Origin of the sequence: Aeromonas popoffii (assembly GCF_037818705.1) — a bacterium.
In the GTDB taxonomy this organism is placed as follows: domain Bacteria; phylum Pseudomonadota; class Gammaproteobacteria; order Enterobacterales; family Aeromonadaceae; genus Aeromonas; species Aeromonas popoffii.
On record NZ_CP149129.1, the window covers coordinates 4,064,924 to 4,079,797 of the forward strand.

Here is a 14,874-nt window from a genome sequence, read left to right on the forward strand (position 1 = left end):
GGAACTAACTGCGCTGTATCGTGGTCAGACCTTGACGATTGCATTGCAACTTTTTCTGGGAGCCGTTTTTCATATGCGTAAACCTCTTTCTGTGTTCAGTGTGTTAGCCCTCAGTGTCGGTATCGCTATGTCAGCGACCCCGGTGCAGGCTGCGCTGCCCTCTTTGCTGGCGAACAACCAGGAGATGCCGAGCCTGGCGCCGGTTCTCGAACAGGTCACGCCAGCTGTGGTCAATATCTCGGTCTCTGGCAAAAAAATCACCCGCCAGCGTCTGCCGGAACAATTCCGCTTCTTCTTCGGCCCCAACATGCCTGGTGAGCAGGTGAGCGAGCGGCCCTTCCAGGCGCTGGGCTCAGGCGTCATCATAGATGCCAAGAAGGGCTACGTGATCACCAACGCCCACGTCGTGCACGAGGCGGACGAGATCAAGGTCAACCTGAAAGATGGTCGTGAATACGCGGCCAAGAAGATAGGTGAAGACAGGCAGTCCGACATCGCGCTGCTGCAAATCAAGGCTGAGGATCTGGTCCAGATCAAATTTGCCGATTCGGACGAATTGCGAGTCGGCGACTATGCACTGGCCATAGGCAACCCGTTTGGCCTGGGCCAGACAGTCACCTCCGGCATCGTCAGCGCCCTGGGCAGAAGCGGCCTCAACATCGAAAATCTGGAGAACTTCATCCAGACCGATGCAGCCATCAACTCCGGTAACTCGGGTGGCGCCCTGCTCAACCTGCGCGGTGAGCTGATCGGCATCAATACCGCCATCCTGGGCCCGAACGGTGGCAACATCGGCATCGGCTTCGCCATCCCCTCTAACATGGTGCGGGATCTGTCCGAACAGATCGTCAAGTTCGGTGAAGTACGCCGTGGCCAGCTGGGGATTACGGGTACCGAGCTGACCTCAGAGATCGCCAAGACCTTCGGCTACAACAAGAAGGATGGCGCCTTCGTCAACCAGGTCATGCCCGGCTCTGCCGCCGCCAAGGCAGGCATCAAGGCTGGCGACATCATCATCAGCATAGATGGCAAAGCCATCCGCTCGTTCGGTGAGTTGCGCGCCAAGATAGCTACCATGGGGGCCGACAAGCAGGTTTCCCTGGGCCTCATCCGTGATGGCAAGGAACAGACCGTCAAGGTCATCCTGAAGAAAGCAGATGACAGCGAGATCCTCGCCAGCGCGCTGCACCCGGCCCTGGAAGGCGCCAAGCTCAGCACCACGACCGAACCAGTCACCGGCGTGGCTGTCTCTGATATCGATCCGCGTTCTCCTGCTGCCGCCTCCGGCCTGCAGAAGGGCGACATCATCATCGGGGTCAACCGCCTGCACATCAACTCGCTGGAGGAGCTGACCAAGGCGCTCAAGAACAAGCCCGAGGTACTGGCACTGAACATACAGCGCGGGGAGTCCTCCCTCTATCTGGTTTTACGTTAACGCCCTCACACCCGCGGCCGTCGCCGCGGGTGATTTTTATCCACCGATAGTGTTATTCTCTGCGCGCTGCATGTACGGATGAGAATGACATGAAAATCCCACCTTTGATCAGTTACTTGGGCAAGTCTATCGGCTTCGGTTTAACCGTGGCGGCTCTCCTGTTGCTGATGTTTCCCGATTTCCGTGGCGGTGCCCAGCTGCCTGGCCTCATCACCAATGCCCGCGATCTGAGCTTCTCCTATGCGGCACACCGGGCCGGCCCTGCCGTCGTCAACATTTATACCCGCAGCTTCGCCCGCAATCAGGGCAACCAGGCCGAACTCAGGCCTCAGGGGCTGGGTTCGGGCGTCATCATGAACCCGCGTGGCCATGTGCTGACCAACTACCATGTCATCGCCGATGCGGACCAGATAATAGTCGCGCTGCAGGATGGCCGCGTGTTCAGTGCCGAGCTGGTCGGTACCGATCAGCTGACCGATCTGGCGGTGCTCTACATAGAGTCGGATAACCTGCCGGTGATCCCGCAGGATCCCGATCGGCTGCCAGATGTGGGGGATGTCGTGCTCGCCATCGGCAACCCCTACAACGTCGGCCAGACCATCACTCAAGGCATTATCAGTGCCACCGGCCGGATCGGTCTCTCCAGCATGGGGCCGGACAGCAACGGGCGGCAGGATCTGTTGCAGACCGATGCCGCCATCAACGAGGGCAACTCAGGTGGCGCCCTGGTCAACGGCCGTGGCGATCTGGTCGGCATCAACACGGCCGCCTATCACCTCAATAGCAATCAGGAGAGCTATGGCATCAGCTTCGCCATCCCCTACAAGCTGGCCAAGCGGATCATGGACGAGCTGATCGCCAATGGCCGGGTCATCCGCGGCTACCTCGGCATCTCCAGCGTCGAGATCAACCCCATAGTGGCACGCATGATGAACTTGGGCGATCTGCGTGGCCTGGTGATCGAGAACCTGGATCCCAATGGCCCGGCGGCCAGGGGGGGGCTGGCACGGGGAGATGTGCTGCTCAAGATCAACGGGGAAGCCATCAGTGGCGTGCGCTCTGCCATGGACAAGATCGTAGAGAGCCGCCCCGGCACCAAGCTCACTATCTCGGTGTTTCGCGATGGCAAGCCACTGGAGCTGCAGGTCACCATAGAAGAAGACCTGCGCTACCAGCAAAGACAACAGAACAAGAACAAGGACAATGCCAACGCGAGTGCCGCTGCCGCCAGCTGACGCTCAGTGCTCTCCATTACAAGGGCGGGATACCGCCCTTTGTCATCTCTGCGCCCCTTCTTTTCCTTATCATCCGTGAGGCGACTCACAGTTTCCGCCAAGCCTTATCGGGTCAGTCCCGCGGGCCAAGTGTGCCTTTGATCACACTAAGTTGGCCCCGATAGCAGCCCTCCGCCCCCACCAACGCACAAAAATCACCGTTTTCAGCCCAAGCGCACGGGAATTTCCGCTTCGAATCGGAAAAACGCTGCCTCCTCTGCACGCCCCTGCGGGCTTAGGGTAACGCCATCCCTTCTGCCAGCCTTGGAGAGCAGACATTGCAAACAGAGACCCACGACCAGACCCTGACCCCGAACAGCCCGGCGTTGCTGCGCAAGACCGACCTGGTCCTGGCACGCATCCATCCCCTGCTGGCCGAACAGGGCATCATCCCCAACGAGGTGCAACGGCAGATGCTGGCCTCCCATGTCAAGGCCATGGTGTGGCGCTCCCATAGCGGCGAATCCTTGCCAGAGGTCGACCTCAGCCTGTTCGAGGAGATCTCCCCCCTTTCCCTGCGGCTGGCCGAACAGGTCGTCGCCTGGCTGGACAAGCTGGCCTATGAAGAGGCTCACCTCTTGTCCGTCCATTTCGAAGTCGCCAAAGAAAACGAACTCAGCTCACTCAAAGGAGATATCTAAATGTCAGCCATCAAACTCGTGATTGGAGATCGTCTCGGCAAGGGCCAGAAAGTGGGTGCAGGGGCAGAAACCGCCGGTGCCAGCGTGACCGTGATCCCTGGTATGGCCGCCGACATGAAGCTCGGTGATGTGATGAACAAGGAGCAGGCGGATCTCGGCATCTCCTTCTGCGGCAGCGGTGGCGCCGGTGCCATCACGGCCCAGACCAAATACGGCTACAAGTGCCGCTATGGCATGCGCTCCGTCGAGGAGGGTGTCACCGCCATCAATGACGGCTGCGTGGTGCTGGGCTTCGGCTTCATGGACAAGGAAGAGCTGGGCCAGAAGCTGGTCGAAGCCTTCGCCAAGAAGCACGGACGCGTCTGATGAAAGAGAACTTCACCACCCAGGTCATCGTCAACGGCAAGGGGACGACCCGCCAACAGGCGTTCGCCGCCGCCCTCAGTCAGGTGCAACCAACCCTGCTCAAGGACAACCCGCGCGTGATGCTACGGATCGAACCGGTCGAGGTGCAGGTGCTCAAGGCTGAAGAGTCGGTCCGGGTGGAGAAGTTCCTGTTCTTCTTTCTGCCACGCCAGCGCCGCGAGTTTCGCGTCCAGCTCGAGATCACGGTCAAGGTCACCAGCCTGGACGCCGAACAAGTCACGTTCACCCGGGTGTGACGCCACCCGCTGGCACCACCTCACAAGAAGGATACCCTGGATGTTTCTAATCATATTTATCAAGTCACTCATCATCGGCGGCCTGGTGGGCGTCGGGGTGGGGGCTGGCGCGGCGCGGATGTTCCACGCCCCGACCGTACAGGGCATGGGCGCTTTCCGTACCCTGGGCGAGCTCAACTCCTGCGAAGGGGATCCCGCCTCCCACTTCTCGTTCGGCCTCGGCTTCTTCTTCAACGCCTGGGCCTCGACGGTGGCGGCCGGTGCCTTCACCCAGGACGTGGACCACCGCATCATTCCGCACTGGGCCACAGCCGCACTGCTGGTCAAGAATCGGGATCTCGCCACCACCTTGCACGATCCCAAGAAGATGGCTATCGCCGGCGGCATCATAGGTGCCATCGTCGTCGCTTTCCTCAACAGCACGGCCGCCGCTGTGCCGGAAGCCCTGCAAGTCACCGCCGTCAAGGTGCTGGTGCCGGCAGCAAACCTGTTGGTCAACACCGTCATGCCGGTCATCTTCTGGCTCGCCGCCATCGAGGCGGGCAAGAAATCCGGCTTCTGGGCCACCATCTTCGGCGGTCTGGCGCAACTCATCATGGGCAACGCAGTGCCGGGGCTGGTGCTCGGCATCCTGATCGGCAAGGGGGTGGAGGAGAGCGGCTGGAATCACGTCACTCGCGTGATGATGGCCGCCATCGTGCTGCTGTTCGTGCTGAGCGGCTTCTTCCGCGGCTTCGACATTAAACTGATTGAATCCTTCCACATGGGCATTCCCCTGTGGCTGGAGAACGTCCATAACCTGCTTAGCGGCAAATAAGGGGCCACCACATGGATGAGAAACTGAGAAACAACTTCTGGTACGCCGACTGGTCCTTCCCCATCTTCGTCGGCCTGCTCTCGGCCGGCGTCTTTGCCGGAACCCACATGTTCTACCTGTACGGAGTCGGTGCCTTCAACGAGGTGGCCTTCGTCGCCATGCTGAAAGCGGGCATGGACACAGGCGCCTACGGCGCGGTCGCCGCATTCGGAGCCAGCTTCCTGTTTGCCCGCATCATCGAGGGCTCACTGGTGGGTATCCTTGATATCGGCGGCGCCATCCAGACCGGGGTCGGGCTGGGCGTGCCCGCCCTGCTGCTGGGGGCCGGTATCGTCTATCCGGTGGAGAACTTCGGCGCCTCGCTGGCCACCGGTATGGCCATCGGGCTTGCTATTGGCGGCATCATCATTCTGGCGCGCAAGTTCACCATCAACCAGAGCAACTCCACCTACGGCGCCGACGTGATGATGGGGGCTGGTAACAGCTCGGGCCGCTTCCTTGGCCCCTTGATCATCCTCTCCGCCATGGGGGCCTCCATCCCCATAGGGCTGGGTTCACTGCTGGGTGCACTGCTGTTCTACGTGTGGAACAAGCCCATCACAGGTGGCGCTATCCTGGGTGCCATGCTGCTCGGCACCTTCTTCCCGGTCGCCCTTGCTTAATCACAGGTCGTCTCTCGGGCGGCATTTAAGAACCTGTTTGCGATCTGTCGCGAGAGGTCGTCAGCAAGGTGAAGAGCAGCGCAGGAACCGGAGCGTATAGATATACGTGAGGATTCCGAGCAGCACATGAGCCTTGATCACGGCCTCGTAGTAAGAGCGCAAGCAGGTTCCAAGAGGGATATCAGCATGTACGACATGATCATCAAAGCAGGACGCCAGGCAAATGGCGAGCTCATCGACATCGCCATCCGGAACGGCAAGATAGTGGCCCTCGGCCAGCTACCAGCAAGGAGCGGAGCAAAGCGAACTCTGGATCTGGCAGGCCGGGTACATGTGAGTGCAGGCTGGATTGACGGCCATACCCACTGCTACCCCGCCTCCCCCATCTATCACGATGAACCGGACAAGGTGGGTGTAGAGTCCGGCGTCACCACCGTCATCGACGCGGGCAGTACAGGGGCCGACGATGTGGACGACTTCCAGCGGATCGCCGCTGGCTGCAAGACCCGGGTGCACGCCCTGCTCAACATCGCCCGCATCGGCCTGCTGCGCCAGAACGAACTGGCCGATAGCCAGGATCTGGACATGGCGCTCGCCTCGGCAGCCATTCGTCGCCATCCCGAGTTTATCGTCGGCATCAAGGCGCGCATGAGCGGCAGCGTGGTGGGCGAAAACGGCCTGCAACCGCTGTATATGGCCAAGGCGCTGCAACAGGCCCACGGTCAGCTACCGCTGATGGTACACGTGGGCAACACGCCGCCGGATCTGGACGAGATCGTCACCCTGCTGGGGGATGGCGACCTGCTGACCCACTGCTTCAACGGCAAACCGAACCGCATCCTGACCCCGGCCGGCGAGCTGCGGGTCGCGGTGCGCGAGGCGATGCAGCGCGGCATGTTGCTCGACATTGGCCACGGCGGCGCCAGCTTCAGCTTTGACGTGGCGGAGCTTGCCATCCGTCAGGGGATCCTGCCCCACACCATCAGCTCCGATATCTACTGCAAGAACCGCATCAAGGGGCCGGTCTACAGCCTGGCTCACGTGATGTCGAAGTTTCTCGCCATCGGCATGACGCTGGAGCAGGTACTGGCCTGTGTCACCCGCCACGCGGCCGATGCACTGCGGCTGACCGGCAAGGGGCGACTCGACGTGGGCGCCGATGCAGACCTGACCCTGTTCGAGATCATCAACGGACCGACCCTGTTTATGGATACCGAAGCCCAGTCCCGCAACGGTGACCAACAACTGCTGCCTCTCGCCGCCCTGGTGGGGGGTGAACTGGTTCTGACTCACAATGGGAAATCACACCATGCCTTCTGTTTATGAGAAATATCAGCTCAAACCGGTGATCAACGCCTCCGGGCGCATGACCATTCTCGGTGTCTCCACCCCCGAGCAGGAGGTGGTCGATGCGGTCAACTTCGGCCTCGGCCACTACTTTGAGGTCAAGGATCTGGTCAACAAGACAGGCGCCTATCTGGCTGGCTTGCTGGATGTGGAGGATGCGGTGGTGGTCTCCTGCGCCAGCGCCGGTATCGCCCAGTCGGTGGCCGCCGTGATAGTGCGTGGCGACCCCTACCGCCTTGAGCAGCTGCACGCCCATGCCCACGGGGTGCCGAGCGAAATCGTGCTGCCCAAGGGGCACAACGTCAACTTCGGCGCCCCGGTCGGCACCATGGTCAATCTGGGTGGCGGCAAGGTGGTAGAGGCTGGCTATGCCAACGAGTGCACCCCTGCCCAACTGACCGCCGCCATCAATGCCAACACAGCCGCCATTCTCTATATCAAGTCCCACCACTGCGTGCAGAAGAGCATTCTGTCGGTGGCCGAGGCCGCCGAGGTGGCCCGAGCACACAACCTGCCGCTGATCGTCGATGCCGCTGCGGAAGAGGATCTGCGGCTCTATTACAACCAGGGGGCGGATCTGGTTATCTACAGCGGCGCCAAGGCCATTGAAGGGCCCACCAGCGGGCTGGTGCTCGGCAAACGGCAATACGTGGAGTGGGTCAAACAGCAGGCCAACGGCATCGGCCGCGCCATGAAGGTAGGCAAAGAGGGGATCCTCGGTCTGACCCACGCCATCGAACGCTATCTGGCCAAAGAGAAGGAGAACGGCGCCGCCATGGTCGCCAAGATGACTCCCTTCATCGAACGCCTCAACCAGCTGCCCAGCGTCACCGCCAAGGTAGTGTGGGACAGTGCAGGGCGTGACATTGCCCGCACCGATATCGCGTTTGACCACCAGCAGATCGGCATGACCACAGTGCAGGTCATAAGCCGCCTGCAGCAGGGCAATCCTGCCATCTACTGCCGCGGCTACAAGGCCAACGAGGGGCACATCGAGATCGATGTGCGCAGCGTCACCATCCCCCAGCTCGACCAGATCCATGCCGCCATTGCCAACCTCGTACAGGAGAATCGCTGATGTCCCTTACTCCCAACTACTACCGTGATCGTGTCTGCCTCAACGTACTGGCAGGTTCCAAAGAGAACGCCGTCGCGGTGTACGACGCAGCTGAAGGTCATGTGCTGGTCGGCGTGCTCTCCAAAAACTATCCGGATATCCCCGCTGCGGTCGCCGATATGAAGGAGTATGCGGCCCTTATCGACAACGCCCTCTCCATCGGACTGGGGGCGGGCGATCCGCACCAGTCCGCCATGGTGGCCGAGCTGGCTCGCCAGCTGCAGCCCCAGCACGTCAACCAGGTGTTCACCGGGGTCGGCGCCAGCCGGGCGTTGCTCGGCCAGTCACAAACACTGGTGAATGGCCTTATCTCCCCCACCGGTACGCCGGGCATGGTGAAGATCTCCACCGGCCCCCTCAGTGCCGGGCAGCCGGACGGCATTGTGCCTATCGATACCGCCATCGCCCTGCTCAAGGATATGGGCGGCAGCTCGGTCAAGTTCTTCCCCATGGGCGGGCTGGCCTGCCGCGACGAGTATCAGGCAGTGGCTGAGGCGTGCGCCCGCCACGGCTTCTGGCTGGAGCCCACCGGCGGCATCGATCTGGAAAACTTCGAGGAGATAGTGCGGATTGCGCTGGACGCCGGTGTCGAGAAGGTGATCCCCCACGTCTACAGCTCCATCATCGACAGCGAGAGTGGCCAGACCCGCCCCGACGATGTGCGTACCCTGCTCACCACGGTGAAACGGCTGCTGGCGTGACGAGAAAATGGCACCGGTTCGATCACTGGCCGGTGCCTGGCTTGTTAATGACCCGTTTGTTAACATTGACCCTTTATTTCCCGACAGGAGTCCCGCCCCCTCATGACCAGGCTGCCCCACCCCAGACTCCATCAACTGCTGACCCAACTCCATGCCGAACCGCTGCCGCAGGAGGAGCTGGCTCGCCGCCTCAATGTCTCCACCCGCACAGTGCGCACCGACGTGGCGACCCTCAACGAGCTGATTGCCACCCACGGCGCCCACCTGATCCACCAGCGCGGCAGTGGCTACCAGCTCAAGATTTACAATCAGGGGCTGTTTGACGAGTTGCTGGCGGCCCAGGAACAGGAGAGCTGCCTGCCGCGCACCAGTCGCGAGCGGGTGCTGCATTTGCAGATCCTGCTGCTGACGGCGGAACAGGGGATCAAGCTGGATGAGCTGGCGGATACCTGGTATCTGAGCCGGGCAGCACTGCAGGGGGACATGGCGGAAGTACGGGAGCGGCTCGCCCATTTCGGGCTACTCATCGACAGCAAGCCACGGCTGGGAATGCGCATCCAAGGGAGCGAGACGGCGATCCGGGCCTGCCTCACCCAGCTGCTCTATCAGGAGCTGCTCCACAACAACCAGTTGCAGAGCCTGCTGCCTAACCTGTGCCCCAGCAAGACACTGGAAGTCGTGGGCAATCACATCCATGCCCAGCTCGGCCATCACCAACTACGCCTCGCCGACGAGAGCCTGCAGCAGCTCGCCATCTACTGCGCCGTCGCCCTGTTGCGCCAGGCGGCAGGACACGAGTTGCGCCAGTTTGCCAGTGACGACATCACCCAGGCCATGGCCACCGTGGCACGCGACATCTACGCCGAGCTGCCGACCTTGACACCACCGGGAGAGGAGGAGATCACCTGCCTCGCCATCCAGATCCAGGCCCGCCTCACCGCCGACACGCCCAGGCTCAGCCCGGCCATGGCCGCCGAGAGCGAGCAGCTGGTCGAGCATCTGCTTGCCTATATCCACCAGCACTACCCCTATGATCTGCGCGGCGACCTGCAGTTGCGCGCGGATCTGCAGACCCATATCAGCGCCATGCTGCTGCGGGTCAAATACCAGATTGGCAGCCACAATCCGCTGGCGGATCACATCAAGCAGTATTATCCCCTCGCCTACGACATCACGCTTGCTGCCATCTCTGAGTGGATCAGGCATACCCCCTACCGGCTGACCCATCACGAGATAGGTTATCTGGTGATCCATATCGGGGTCGGGTTGGAACGCCACTATGACATCGGTTATACCCGTCGTCCCCAGGCGCTGCTGCTGTGCGACGCCGGCAACGCCACCTTCCGGGTGCTGGAGGCGCGCATCAAGCGGGAATATCCCCAGCTTCAGCTGACGACACTGGAGTCAGTGCGAGATTACGAGGGATTGGCGCGGATCGAGCAGGACTTTGTCATCAGCACGGTCAAGGTGAGCGAGAAGAACGTGCCCGTGGTGCAAGTCGCCCCCTTCCCGACCCAGTATCAGCTGGAGCAGCTCGGCAAGCTGGTACTGATCGACCGCACCCGCCCCTACCTGCTCGACAAATACTTCGATGCCGATCACTTCATGGTGGTGCATGAGCCACTCAGCCAGAGCCAGTTGTTTGCGCGGGTCTGCGATCAGCTGGAGGTAGAAGATCGGGTGGAGAGCGGATTCAGAAGCTCGTTGCACGAGCGGGAACGCATCGTCTCCACCCTGCTGGGGGAAGGCATAGCCCTGCCCCACTCCCTCGGCCTGCTGGCGCGCCGCACCCTGGTCTATACCGTGCTGGCACCACAGGGAATCGACTGGGGCAATGGCGAGACAGCCACCCTCATCTTCGTGCTGGCCATCAGCAAAGCAGACTACGAAGAGGCGATGGCGCTCTACGACCTGTTTCTGGCGCTGATGAACGAAAAAGCCAGCAAGAATTTGCTGACTTGTCGGGATTTTGCCAGCTTCAAGGGGCTGGCACGCACCGGCTCCTGAAGCGGAGCGGGGAGTGATTCACTCCTCGTTAAAGCCGGAGGTGAAGAGCGCCACCACGGCAGCTAGCGCCTCCACCTCTTCGGGGCCCTCCACCTGCACTTCCACCTGCTTGCCCTGAGCTGAATCCAGCATCAGCAGGCCGATCACACTATCCGCATCGGCCTCTATGCCATCCTCGTTGCGCAGCAGCACGTGGGCATCGAAGCCCTGCACCAGCTCGAACAGCATCATGGCCGGTCTGGCATGAATGCCCAGTTTGTTTTTGACCTCCACAGAGGCTGAGACGGTCATCTGATCTCCCTATTGCTCCATCAATAATGCGGCGCACTCTTGTCGAGGGTGCGGTGGCGGATCTGGACGTTCTTGCCAAGCAGCCGGAATGCGCTGACCAGCTGTTCGGCGATGAACACGGACCTGTGCTGGCCACCGGTACAACCTATCCCTACAGTCACATAGCTGCGATTGTTGCGCTCCAGATGCGGCAGCCAAGTCGCCAGCATATTCTCAATCTGCAAAATGAATTGCATCACGTCCGGCTGGCTGGAGAGGTAGCGGGCCACAGGCTCATCCTTGCCGGTAAAGGGCTTGAGCTCGGGGATCCAGTGCGGATTGGGCAGAAAGCGGGCATCAAACACGAAGTCGGCGTCCTTGGGGATGCCGTACTTGAAGCCGAACGACTCGAACACCAGCACCAGTTCGTTCTCTTTCTTGCCGAGCACCCGGGTCTTGATGAGCTCGCTCAGGTCGTGAATGCTGAGGTTGGTGGTGTCGATGCGCAGATCGGCGGTCGAGGAGAGCGGTGCCAGCAGGTGGGTCTCTTCCCGGATCGCCTCATCCAGCGACAGCTGTTTACGCGACAGAGGATGCAACCGGCGGCTCTCGCCGTAGCGTTTGAGCAAGGTGGAGTTTTCCGCATCGAAGAAGAAGCTGGAAAATTCGACCCGGCCCTCGTTGCGCACTTGAGCCAACAGGGTTTCCAGCTTGTCCGGACTCACCGGCAGGTTGCGCACGTCTATGCTGACCGCCAACTTGTCATACTGGCTCTCAACCGACACGATCAACTGGGGCAGCAGGTTGACCGGCAGGTTATCCACGCAGTAATAACCGAGATCCTCCAGCACACGCAGGGCAACTGTCTTGCCCGAGCCTGAGCGCCCACTTACCACTATTAATTGCATCTTGTTCCCTCACCGCTTGGGGTCATGACGGGGGCCTGCATATCAGGCCGAGGTCATGATCTGATAGAGATCTTCATCGCTGGTTGCCTGGCGCAACTGGCGGCAAACCGCCTTGTCACCCAGTTTGGATGCCATCAGGGAAAGGGTCTTGAGGTGCTGCTTGCACTCGCTTTCCGGCACCAGCAGGGCAAAGAGCAGGTCAACCGGTTGATTGTCGATGGAGTCGAAGGGGATAGGCTCTGCGAAGGTCATCAGGATGGCGGTAGGCGGAAACTCATCACCGATCCGGCCGTGGGGAATAGCGATACCGGCACCGATACCGGTACTGCCCATCTTTTCTCTGGCCAGCAGGCACTCGAATAACGCCTGACGAGAGGTCCCCAGGCGCTCAGCGGCTAATTCACTGATGATCTCAAGGGCGCGTTTCTTGCTGGTACAAGGGACCGCACTTTTGGTGCAGTCCCGACTCAGTATGTGTTCAAGTTGCATAGTTATTTTTTATTTAACTTATCTTTGTGCTTGATGATCTGCCGATCCAGCTTGTCCAGCAGGGTATCAATCGCAGCATACATGTCGGCATGCTGTGAATTGGCGAACACCTCGCCACCGCTGACATGCAGCTTGGCTTCGGCGATCTGGTTCAGTTTTTCTACGCTCAACACCACATGAACATTGTTGATGTGGTCAAAGTGACGCTCGAGTTTGGCAAATTTGTTATTCACATAATCACGCAGAGCTTCGGTGATCTCGACATGGTGTCCGGTCAGGTTAATTTGCATAACATCATCCTTTTGTTTTGCCTAAACCAGGCGTTTGCGCTGATTGGATGGCGGGATCAACAAGGATTCACGGTACTTTGCGATCGTGCGTCTCGCCACCATAATACCCTGTTCGGCCAGCAAATCCGCGATCTTGCTATCACTTAGTGGCTTGGCGGGATTCTCTGCCGTCACCAACTTCTTGATCAGCGCACGAATTGCGGTCGATGAGCACTCTCCTCCTCCTTCGGTGTTCACATGACTGGAGAAAAAAAACTTCAGTTCGAAGATGCCACGGGGCGTATGCATGTATTTCTGGGTCGTTACCCGGGAAATGGTAGACTCATGCATCTCCACCGCTTCGGCGATGTCGTTGAGCACCATGGGTTTCATGGCTTCTTCCCCATACTCGAAAAAGCCCTGTTGCTGCTCGACAATACAGCTGGCCACCTTGAGCAGGGTGTCATTGCGACTCTCCAGACTCTTGATAAACCACTTGGCCTCTTGCAGATGGGAGCGGATGAACTGGGTGTCCTGGCTGGTGCGCGCCTGGCGCGCCATCGCGGCATAGGTCTCATTGACCCGGATGCGTGGAGCAGAATCGGGATTGAGCTCTACCACCCATTTGGGCCCCTTCTTGACCACAGTCACATCCGGGATCACGTACTGGGAGTCGCTCTGTATGATGCCATTGCCCGGTCTGGGCTCCAGCTGCTGAATCAGATCCAGCACCTCCTTGAGATCGCACTCCTTGAGCTTGGTCTTGCGTGCCAGGGTCCGATAATCACGATTGCCGAGCAAGTCCATGTGCTCGTTGAGCACCTCCTTGGCCTCATTGAGCCAGGGCAGTTCGGGGGCATATTGACCAAGCTGGATCAACAGACATTCCTGCACCGAGCGAGCGGCGATACCGACTGGATCGAAATGCTGCACCCGCTTGAGCACGGCCTCAACCTCGTCGAGTTCCACCTCGACATCCTCGCTGCTCACCGCCGCCTGTATATCTTCGAGGGAGACGGTCAGATAACCGGAATCGTCGATGGCATCTATGATGGCGAGGGCAATGGCGGCATCCAGATCGCTAAACGGCGTGAGCCGCATCTGCCACAGTAGATAGTCCTGCAGGTTCTCGGTGGTTTCACCCTGATAGACGCTGTCTTCCCCATCGTGGATGGGGCCTGCGCTCTGGGCTGTGCCGGCCGAGTAGACATCTTCCCAGGTGGTGTCCACCGGCAACTCATCCGGCATCTGATCCTGGGCCATGGCATCGCTGGAGTCGAGCTGACTGGCATCGATTGGCTCTTCCTGGCTGGTCTCCTGCACGTCATTCTCCTCTTGCTCCAGCAAGGGGTTGTTATCGAGCGCTTGCTGAATTTCCTGCTGGAGTTCCAGAGTGGAGAGCTGGAGCAGACGAATCGCTTGTTGTAATTGCGGCGTCATAGTCAGGGACTGACCGAGACGCAACTGTAATGTCGGCTTCATCTACGTCGGGATATCCTTATGTTCAGCGAGACAGTCGTCAAAGGAAATGAAGAGATGCCCCCTTACTATAGACTGAATTGATCGCCCAAATAGACGCGTTTGACCTGTTCATCTGCCAGTATCTCGGCCGGAGCACCTTCGGCAATCATCTTGCCGTGGCTGACGATATACGCCTTCTCGCATACATCCAAAGTCTCTCTGACGTTGTGGTCGGTGATCAAGACGCCCAGGCCTCTATCTTTCAGATGCTGGATGATCTTCTTGATGTCTATCACAGAAATGGGGTCGACCCCGGCAAACGGTTCATCCAGCAGGATAAAACGCGGCTCGGCCGCCAGCGCTCGGGCGATTTCGACCCGACGACGCTCCCCCCCGGACAGACTCTGACCCAGGTTGTCGCGAATGTGGGTGATATTGAACTCTTCCAGCAGCTGTTCGACATTGTCTTCCCGCTCTTCACGGCTCAGCCCCTTACGGGTCTGCATGACCCCCATCAGGTTGTCGAACACCGACAGGCGGCGGAAGATGGAGGCCTCCTGCGGCAGATAGCCGATGCCGTTACGGGCACGGATATGCATGGGCTGCAGGCTGATATCCTGATCGTCTATGGTGATGAGACCGGCATCGCTCTGCACCAGCCCCACTATCATATAGAAGGAGGTGGTCTTTCCAGCTCCATTCGGACCCAGCAACCCGACAATCTGGCCGGTACCCACTTCCAGGCTCACATCGCTGACCACCATGCGGCGCTTGTAACTTTTTTGCAGGCCGACTGCTTTCAACACTGCCATGG

The 14,874-nt window shown here is 59.9% G+C and carries 17 protein-coding genes; 11 read left to right on the forward strand and 6 right to left on the reverse strand.

Features of this window, described 5'->3' with window-relative positions; all coding sequences use genetic code 11:
• The first annotated feature begins 73 nt into the window (after positions 1 to 73).
• The 11 genes from WJM78_RS18795 (at position 74) to WJM78_RS18845 (ending at position 10,663) form a co-directional block, all read left to right on the forward strand.
• The gene (locus tag WJM78_RS18795; RefSeq protein WP_212514170.1) at positions 74 to 1,435 is read left to right on the forward strand and encodes a Do family serine endopeptidase; all 1,362 of its coding nucleotides are present in this window, start codon (positions 74 to 76) and stop codon (positions 1,433 to 1,435) included.
• 89 nt (positions 1,436 to 1,524) lie between these two features.
• Positions 1,525 to 2,670, forward strand: a complete 1,146-nt coding sequence (gene degS / locus WJM78_RS18800; RefSeq protein ID WP_275929251.1) for an outer membrane-stress sensor serine endopeptidase DegS — start codon at positions 1,525 to 1,527, stop codon at positions 2,668 to 2,670.
• A 317-nt stretch (positions 2,671 to 2,987) separates the two neighbouring features.
• Entirely contained in the window at positions 2,988 to 3,350 is a 363-nt protein-coding gene (locus tag WJM78_RS18805) for a transcriptional regulator (protein ID WP_108537393.1), read from the forward strand.
• Positions 3,351 to 3,716, forward strand: coding sequence for a glycine-rich SFCGS family protein (locus WJM78_RS18810; protein WP_042039079.1), 366 nt, complete (start codon positions 3,351 to 3,353; stop codon positions 3,714 to 3,716).
• The gene (locus WJM78_RS18815) at positions 3,716 to 4,012 is read left to right on the forward strand and encodes a DUF4312 family protein (RefSeq protein ID WP_339010976.1); all 297 of its coding nucleotides are present in this window, start codon (positions 3,716 to 3,718) and stop codon (positions 4,010 to 4,012) included. The genes WJM78_RS18810 and WJM78_RS18815 overlap by 1 nt, the downstream gene beginning before the upstream one ends.
• A gap of 40 nt (positions 4,013 to 4,052) precedes the next feature.
• Positions 4,053 to 4,829 (forward strand): DUF4311 domain-containing protein, encoded by a 777-nt coding sequence (locus WJM78_RS18820; protein ID WP_287146194.1) that lies wholly within the window; start codon positions 4,053 to 4,055, stop codon positions 4,827 to 4,829.
• 11 nt (positions 4,830 to 4,840) lie between these two features.
• Positions 4,841 to 5,491 carry a DUF4310 family protein gene (locus WJM78_RS18825; protein WP_042039086.1) on the forward strand — a complete coding sequence of 217 codons (651 nt, stop codon included), beginning with the start codon at positions 4,841 to 4,843 and terminating at the stop codon, positions 5,489 to 5,491.
• A 186-nt stretch (positions 5,492 to 5,677) separates the two neighbouring features.
• A complete protein-coding gene (locus WJM78_RS18830; RefSeq protein ID WP_339010978.1) occupies positions 5,678 to 6,817 on the forward strand; it encodes an amidohydrolase/deacetylase family metallohydrolase in 1,140 nt (379 codons plus the stop codon).
• Positions 6,801 to 7,916: a DgaE family pyridoxal phosphate-dependent ammonia lyase gene (locus tag WJM78_RS18835; protein WP_339010980.1), complete on the forward strand. Its 1,116-nt coding sequence runs from the start codon at positions 6,801 to 6,803 to the stop codon at positions 7,914 to 7,916. The genes WJM78_RS18830 and WJM78_RS18835 overlap by 17 nt, the downstream gene beginning before the upstream one ends.
• Positions 7,916 to 8,656 (forward strand): 2-dehydro-3-deoxy-phosphogluconate aldolase, encoded by a 741-nt coding sequence (gene dagF, locus WJM78_RS18840; RefSeq protein ID WP_339010982.1) that lies wholly within the window; start codon positions 7,916 to 7,918, stop codon positions 8,654 to 8,656. The genes WJM78_RS18835 and dagF overlap by 1 nt, the downstream gene beginning before the upstream one ends.
• A gap of 102 nt (positions 8,657 to 8,758) precedes the next feature.
• Positions 8,759 to 10,663, forward strand: a complete 1,905-nt coding sequence (locus tag WJM78_RS18845) for a BglG family transcription antiterminator (protein ID WP_339010983.1) — start codon at positions 8,759 to 8,761, stop codon at positions 10,661 to 10,663.
• A gap of 18 nt (positions 10,664 to 10,681) precedes the next feature.
• On the opposite strand, the gene npr is transcribed toward WJM78_RS18845, so the two are convergent.
• The 6 genes from npr to lptB form a co-directional block, all read right to left on the reverse strand.
• Positions 10,682 to 10,954 (reverse strand): PTS phosphocarrier protein NPr, encoded by a 273-nt coding sequence (gene npr / locus WJM78_RS18850; RefSeq protein WP_005331359.1) that lies wholly within the window; start codon positions 10,952 to 10,954, stop codon positions 10,682 to 10,684.
• 20 nt (positions 10,955 to 10,974) lie between these two features.
• Entirely contained in the window at positions 10,975 to 11,841 is an 867-nt protein-coding gene (rapZ, locus tag WJM78_RS18855; RefSeq protein ID WP_042039092.1) for an RNase adapter RapZ, read from the reverse strand.
• 42 nt (positions 11,842 to 11,883) lie between these two features.
• A complete protein-coding gene (gene ptsN, locus WJM78_RS18860) occupies positions 11,884 to 12,330 on the reverse strand; it encodes a PTS IIA-like nitrogen regulatory protein PtsN (RefSeq protein WP_042039095.1) in 447 nt (148 codons plus the stop codon).
• Positions 12,331 to 12,332: 2 nt separating this feature from the next.
• Positions 12,333 to 12,620 carry a ribosome hibernation promoting factor gene (gene hpf / locus WJM78_RS18865; protein ID WP_042039097.1) on the reverse strand — a complete coding sequence of 96 codons (288 nt, stop codon included), beginning with the start codon at positions 12,618 to 12,620 and terminating at the stop codon, positions 12,333 to 12,335.
• 21 nt (positions 12,621 to 12,641) lie between these two features.
• Positions 12,642 to 14,081, reverse strand: a complete 1,440-nt coding sequence (locus WJM78_RS18870) for an RNA polymerase factor sigma-54 (protein WP_339010990.1) — start codon at positions 14,079 to 14,081, stop codon at positions 12,642 to 12,644.
• 65 nt (positions 14,082 to 14,146) lie between these two features.
• Positions 14,147 to 14,872: an LPS export ABC transporter ATP-binding protein gene (gene lptB / locus WJM78_RS18875; RefSeq protein WP_042039100.1), complete on the reverse strand. Its 726-nt coding sequence runs from the start codon at positions 14,870 to 14,872 to the stop codon at positions 14,147 to 14,149.
• Positions 14,873 to 14,874 lie beyond the last annotated feature (2 nt).

What these genes read in the sequence shown, in the direction of transcription:
- WJM78_RS18795 (WP_212514170.1), top strand. Translation starts at nt 74, where the DNA reads ATGCGTAAACCTCTTTCTGTGTTCAGTGTGTTAGCCCTCAGTGTCGGT.
- degS (WP_275929251.1), top strand. Translation starts at nt 1,525, where the DNA reads ATGAAAATCCCACCTTTGATCAGTTACTTGGGCAAGTCTATCGGCTTC.
- WJM78_RS18810 (WP_042039079.1), top strand. Translation starts at nt 3,351, where the DNA reads ATGTCAGCCATCAAACTCGTGATTGGAGATCGTCTCGGCAAGGGCCAG.
- WJM78_RS18815 (WP_339010976.1), top strand. Translation starts at nt 3,716, where the DNA reads ATGAAAGAGAACTTCACCACCCAGGTCATCGTCAACGGCAAGGGGACG.
- WJM78_RS18820 (WP_287146194.1), top strand. Translation starts at nt 4,053, where the DNA reads ATGTTTCTAATCATATTTATCAAGTCACTCATCATCGGCGGCCTGGTG.
- WJM78_RS18825 (WP_042039086.1), top strand. Translation starts at nt 4,841, where the DNA reads ATGGATGAGAAACTGAGAAACAACTTCTGGTACGCCGACTGGTCCTTC.
- WJM78_RS18830 (WP_339010978.1), top strand. Translation starts at nt 5,678, where the DNA reads ATGTACGACATGATCATCAAAGCAGGACGCCAGGCAAATGGCGAGCTC.
- WJM78_RS18835 (WP_339010980.1), top strand. Translation starts at nt 6,801, where the DNA reads ATGCCTTCTGTTTATGAGAAATATCAGCTCAAACCGGTGATCAACGCC.
- dagF (WP_339010982.1), top strand. Translation starts at nt 7,916, where the DNA reads ATGTCCCTTACTCCCAACTACTACCGTGATCGTGTCTGCCTCAACGTA.
- WJM78_RS18845 (WP_339010983.1), top strand. Translation starts at nt 8,759, where the DNA reads ATGACCAGGCTGCCCCACCCCAGACTCCATCAACTGCTGACCCAACTC.
- npr (WP_005331359.1), bottom strand. Translation starts at nt 10,954, where the DNA reads ATGACCGTCTCAGCCTCTGTGGAGGTCAAAAACAAACTGGGCATTCAT.
- rapZ (WP_042039092.1), bottom strand. Translation starts at nt 11,841, where the DNA reads ATGCAATTAATAGTGGTAAGTGGGCGCTCAGGCTCGGGCAAGACAGTT.
- ptsN (WP_042039095.1), bottom strand. Translation starts at nt 12,330, where the DNA reads ATGCAACTTGAACACATACTGAGTCGGGACTGCACCAAAAGTGCGGTC.
- hpf (WP_042039097.1), bottom strand. Translation starts at nt 12,620, where the DNA reads ATGCAAATTAACCTGACCGGACACCATGTCGAGATCACCGAAGCTCTG.
- WJM78_RS18870 (WP_339010990.1), bottom strand. Translation starts at nt 14,081, where the DNA reads ATGAAGCCGACATTACAGTTGCGTCTCGGTCAGTCCCTGACTATGACG.
- lptB (WP_042039100.1), bottom strand. Translation starts at nt 14,872, where the DNA reads ATGGCAGTGTTGAAAGCAGTCGGCCTGCAAAAAAGTTACAAGCGCCGC.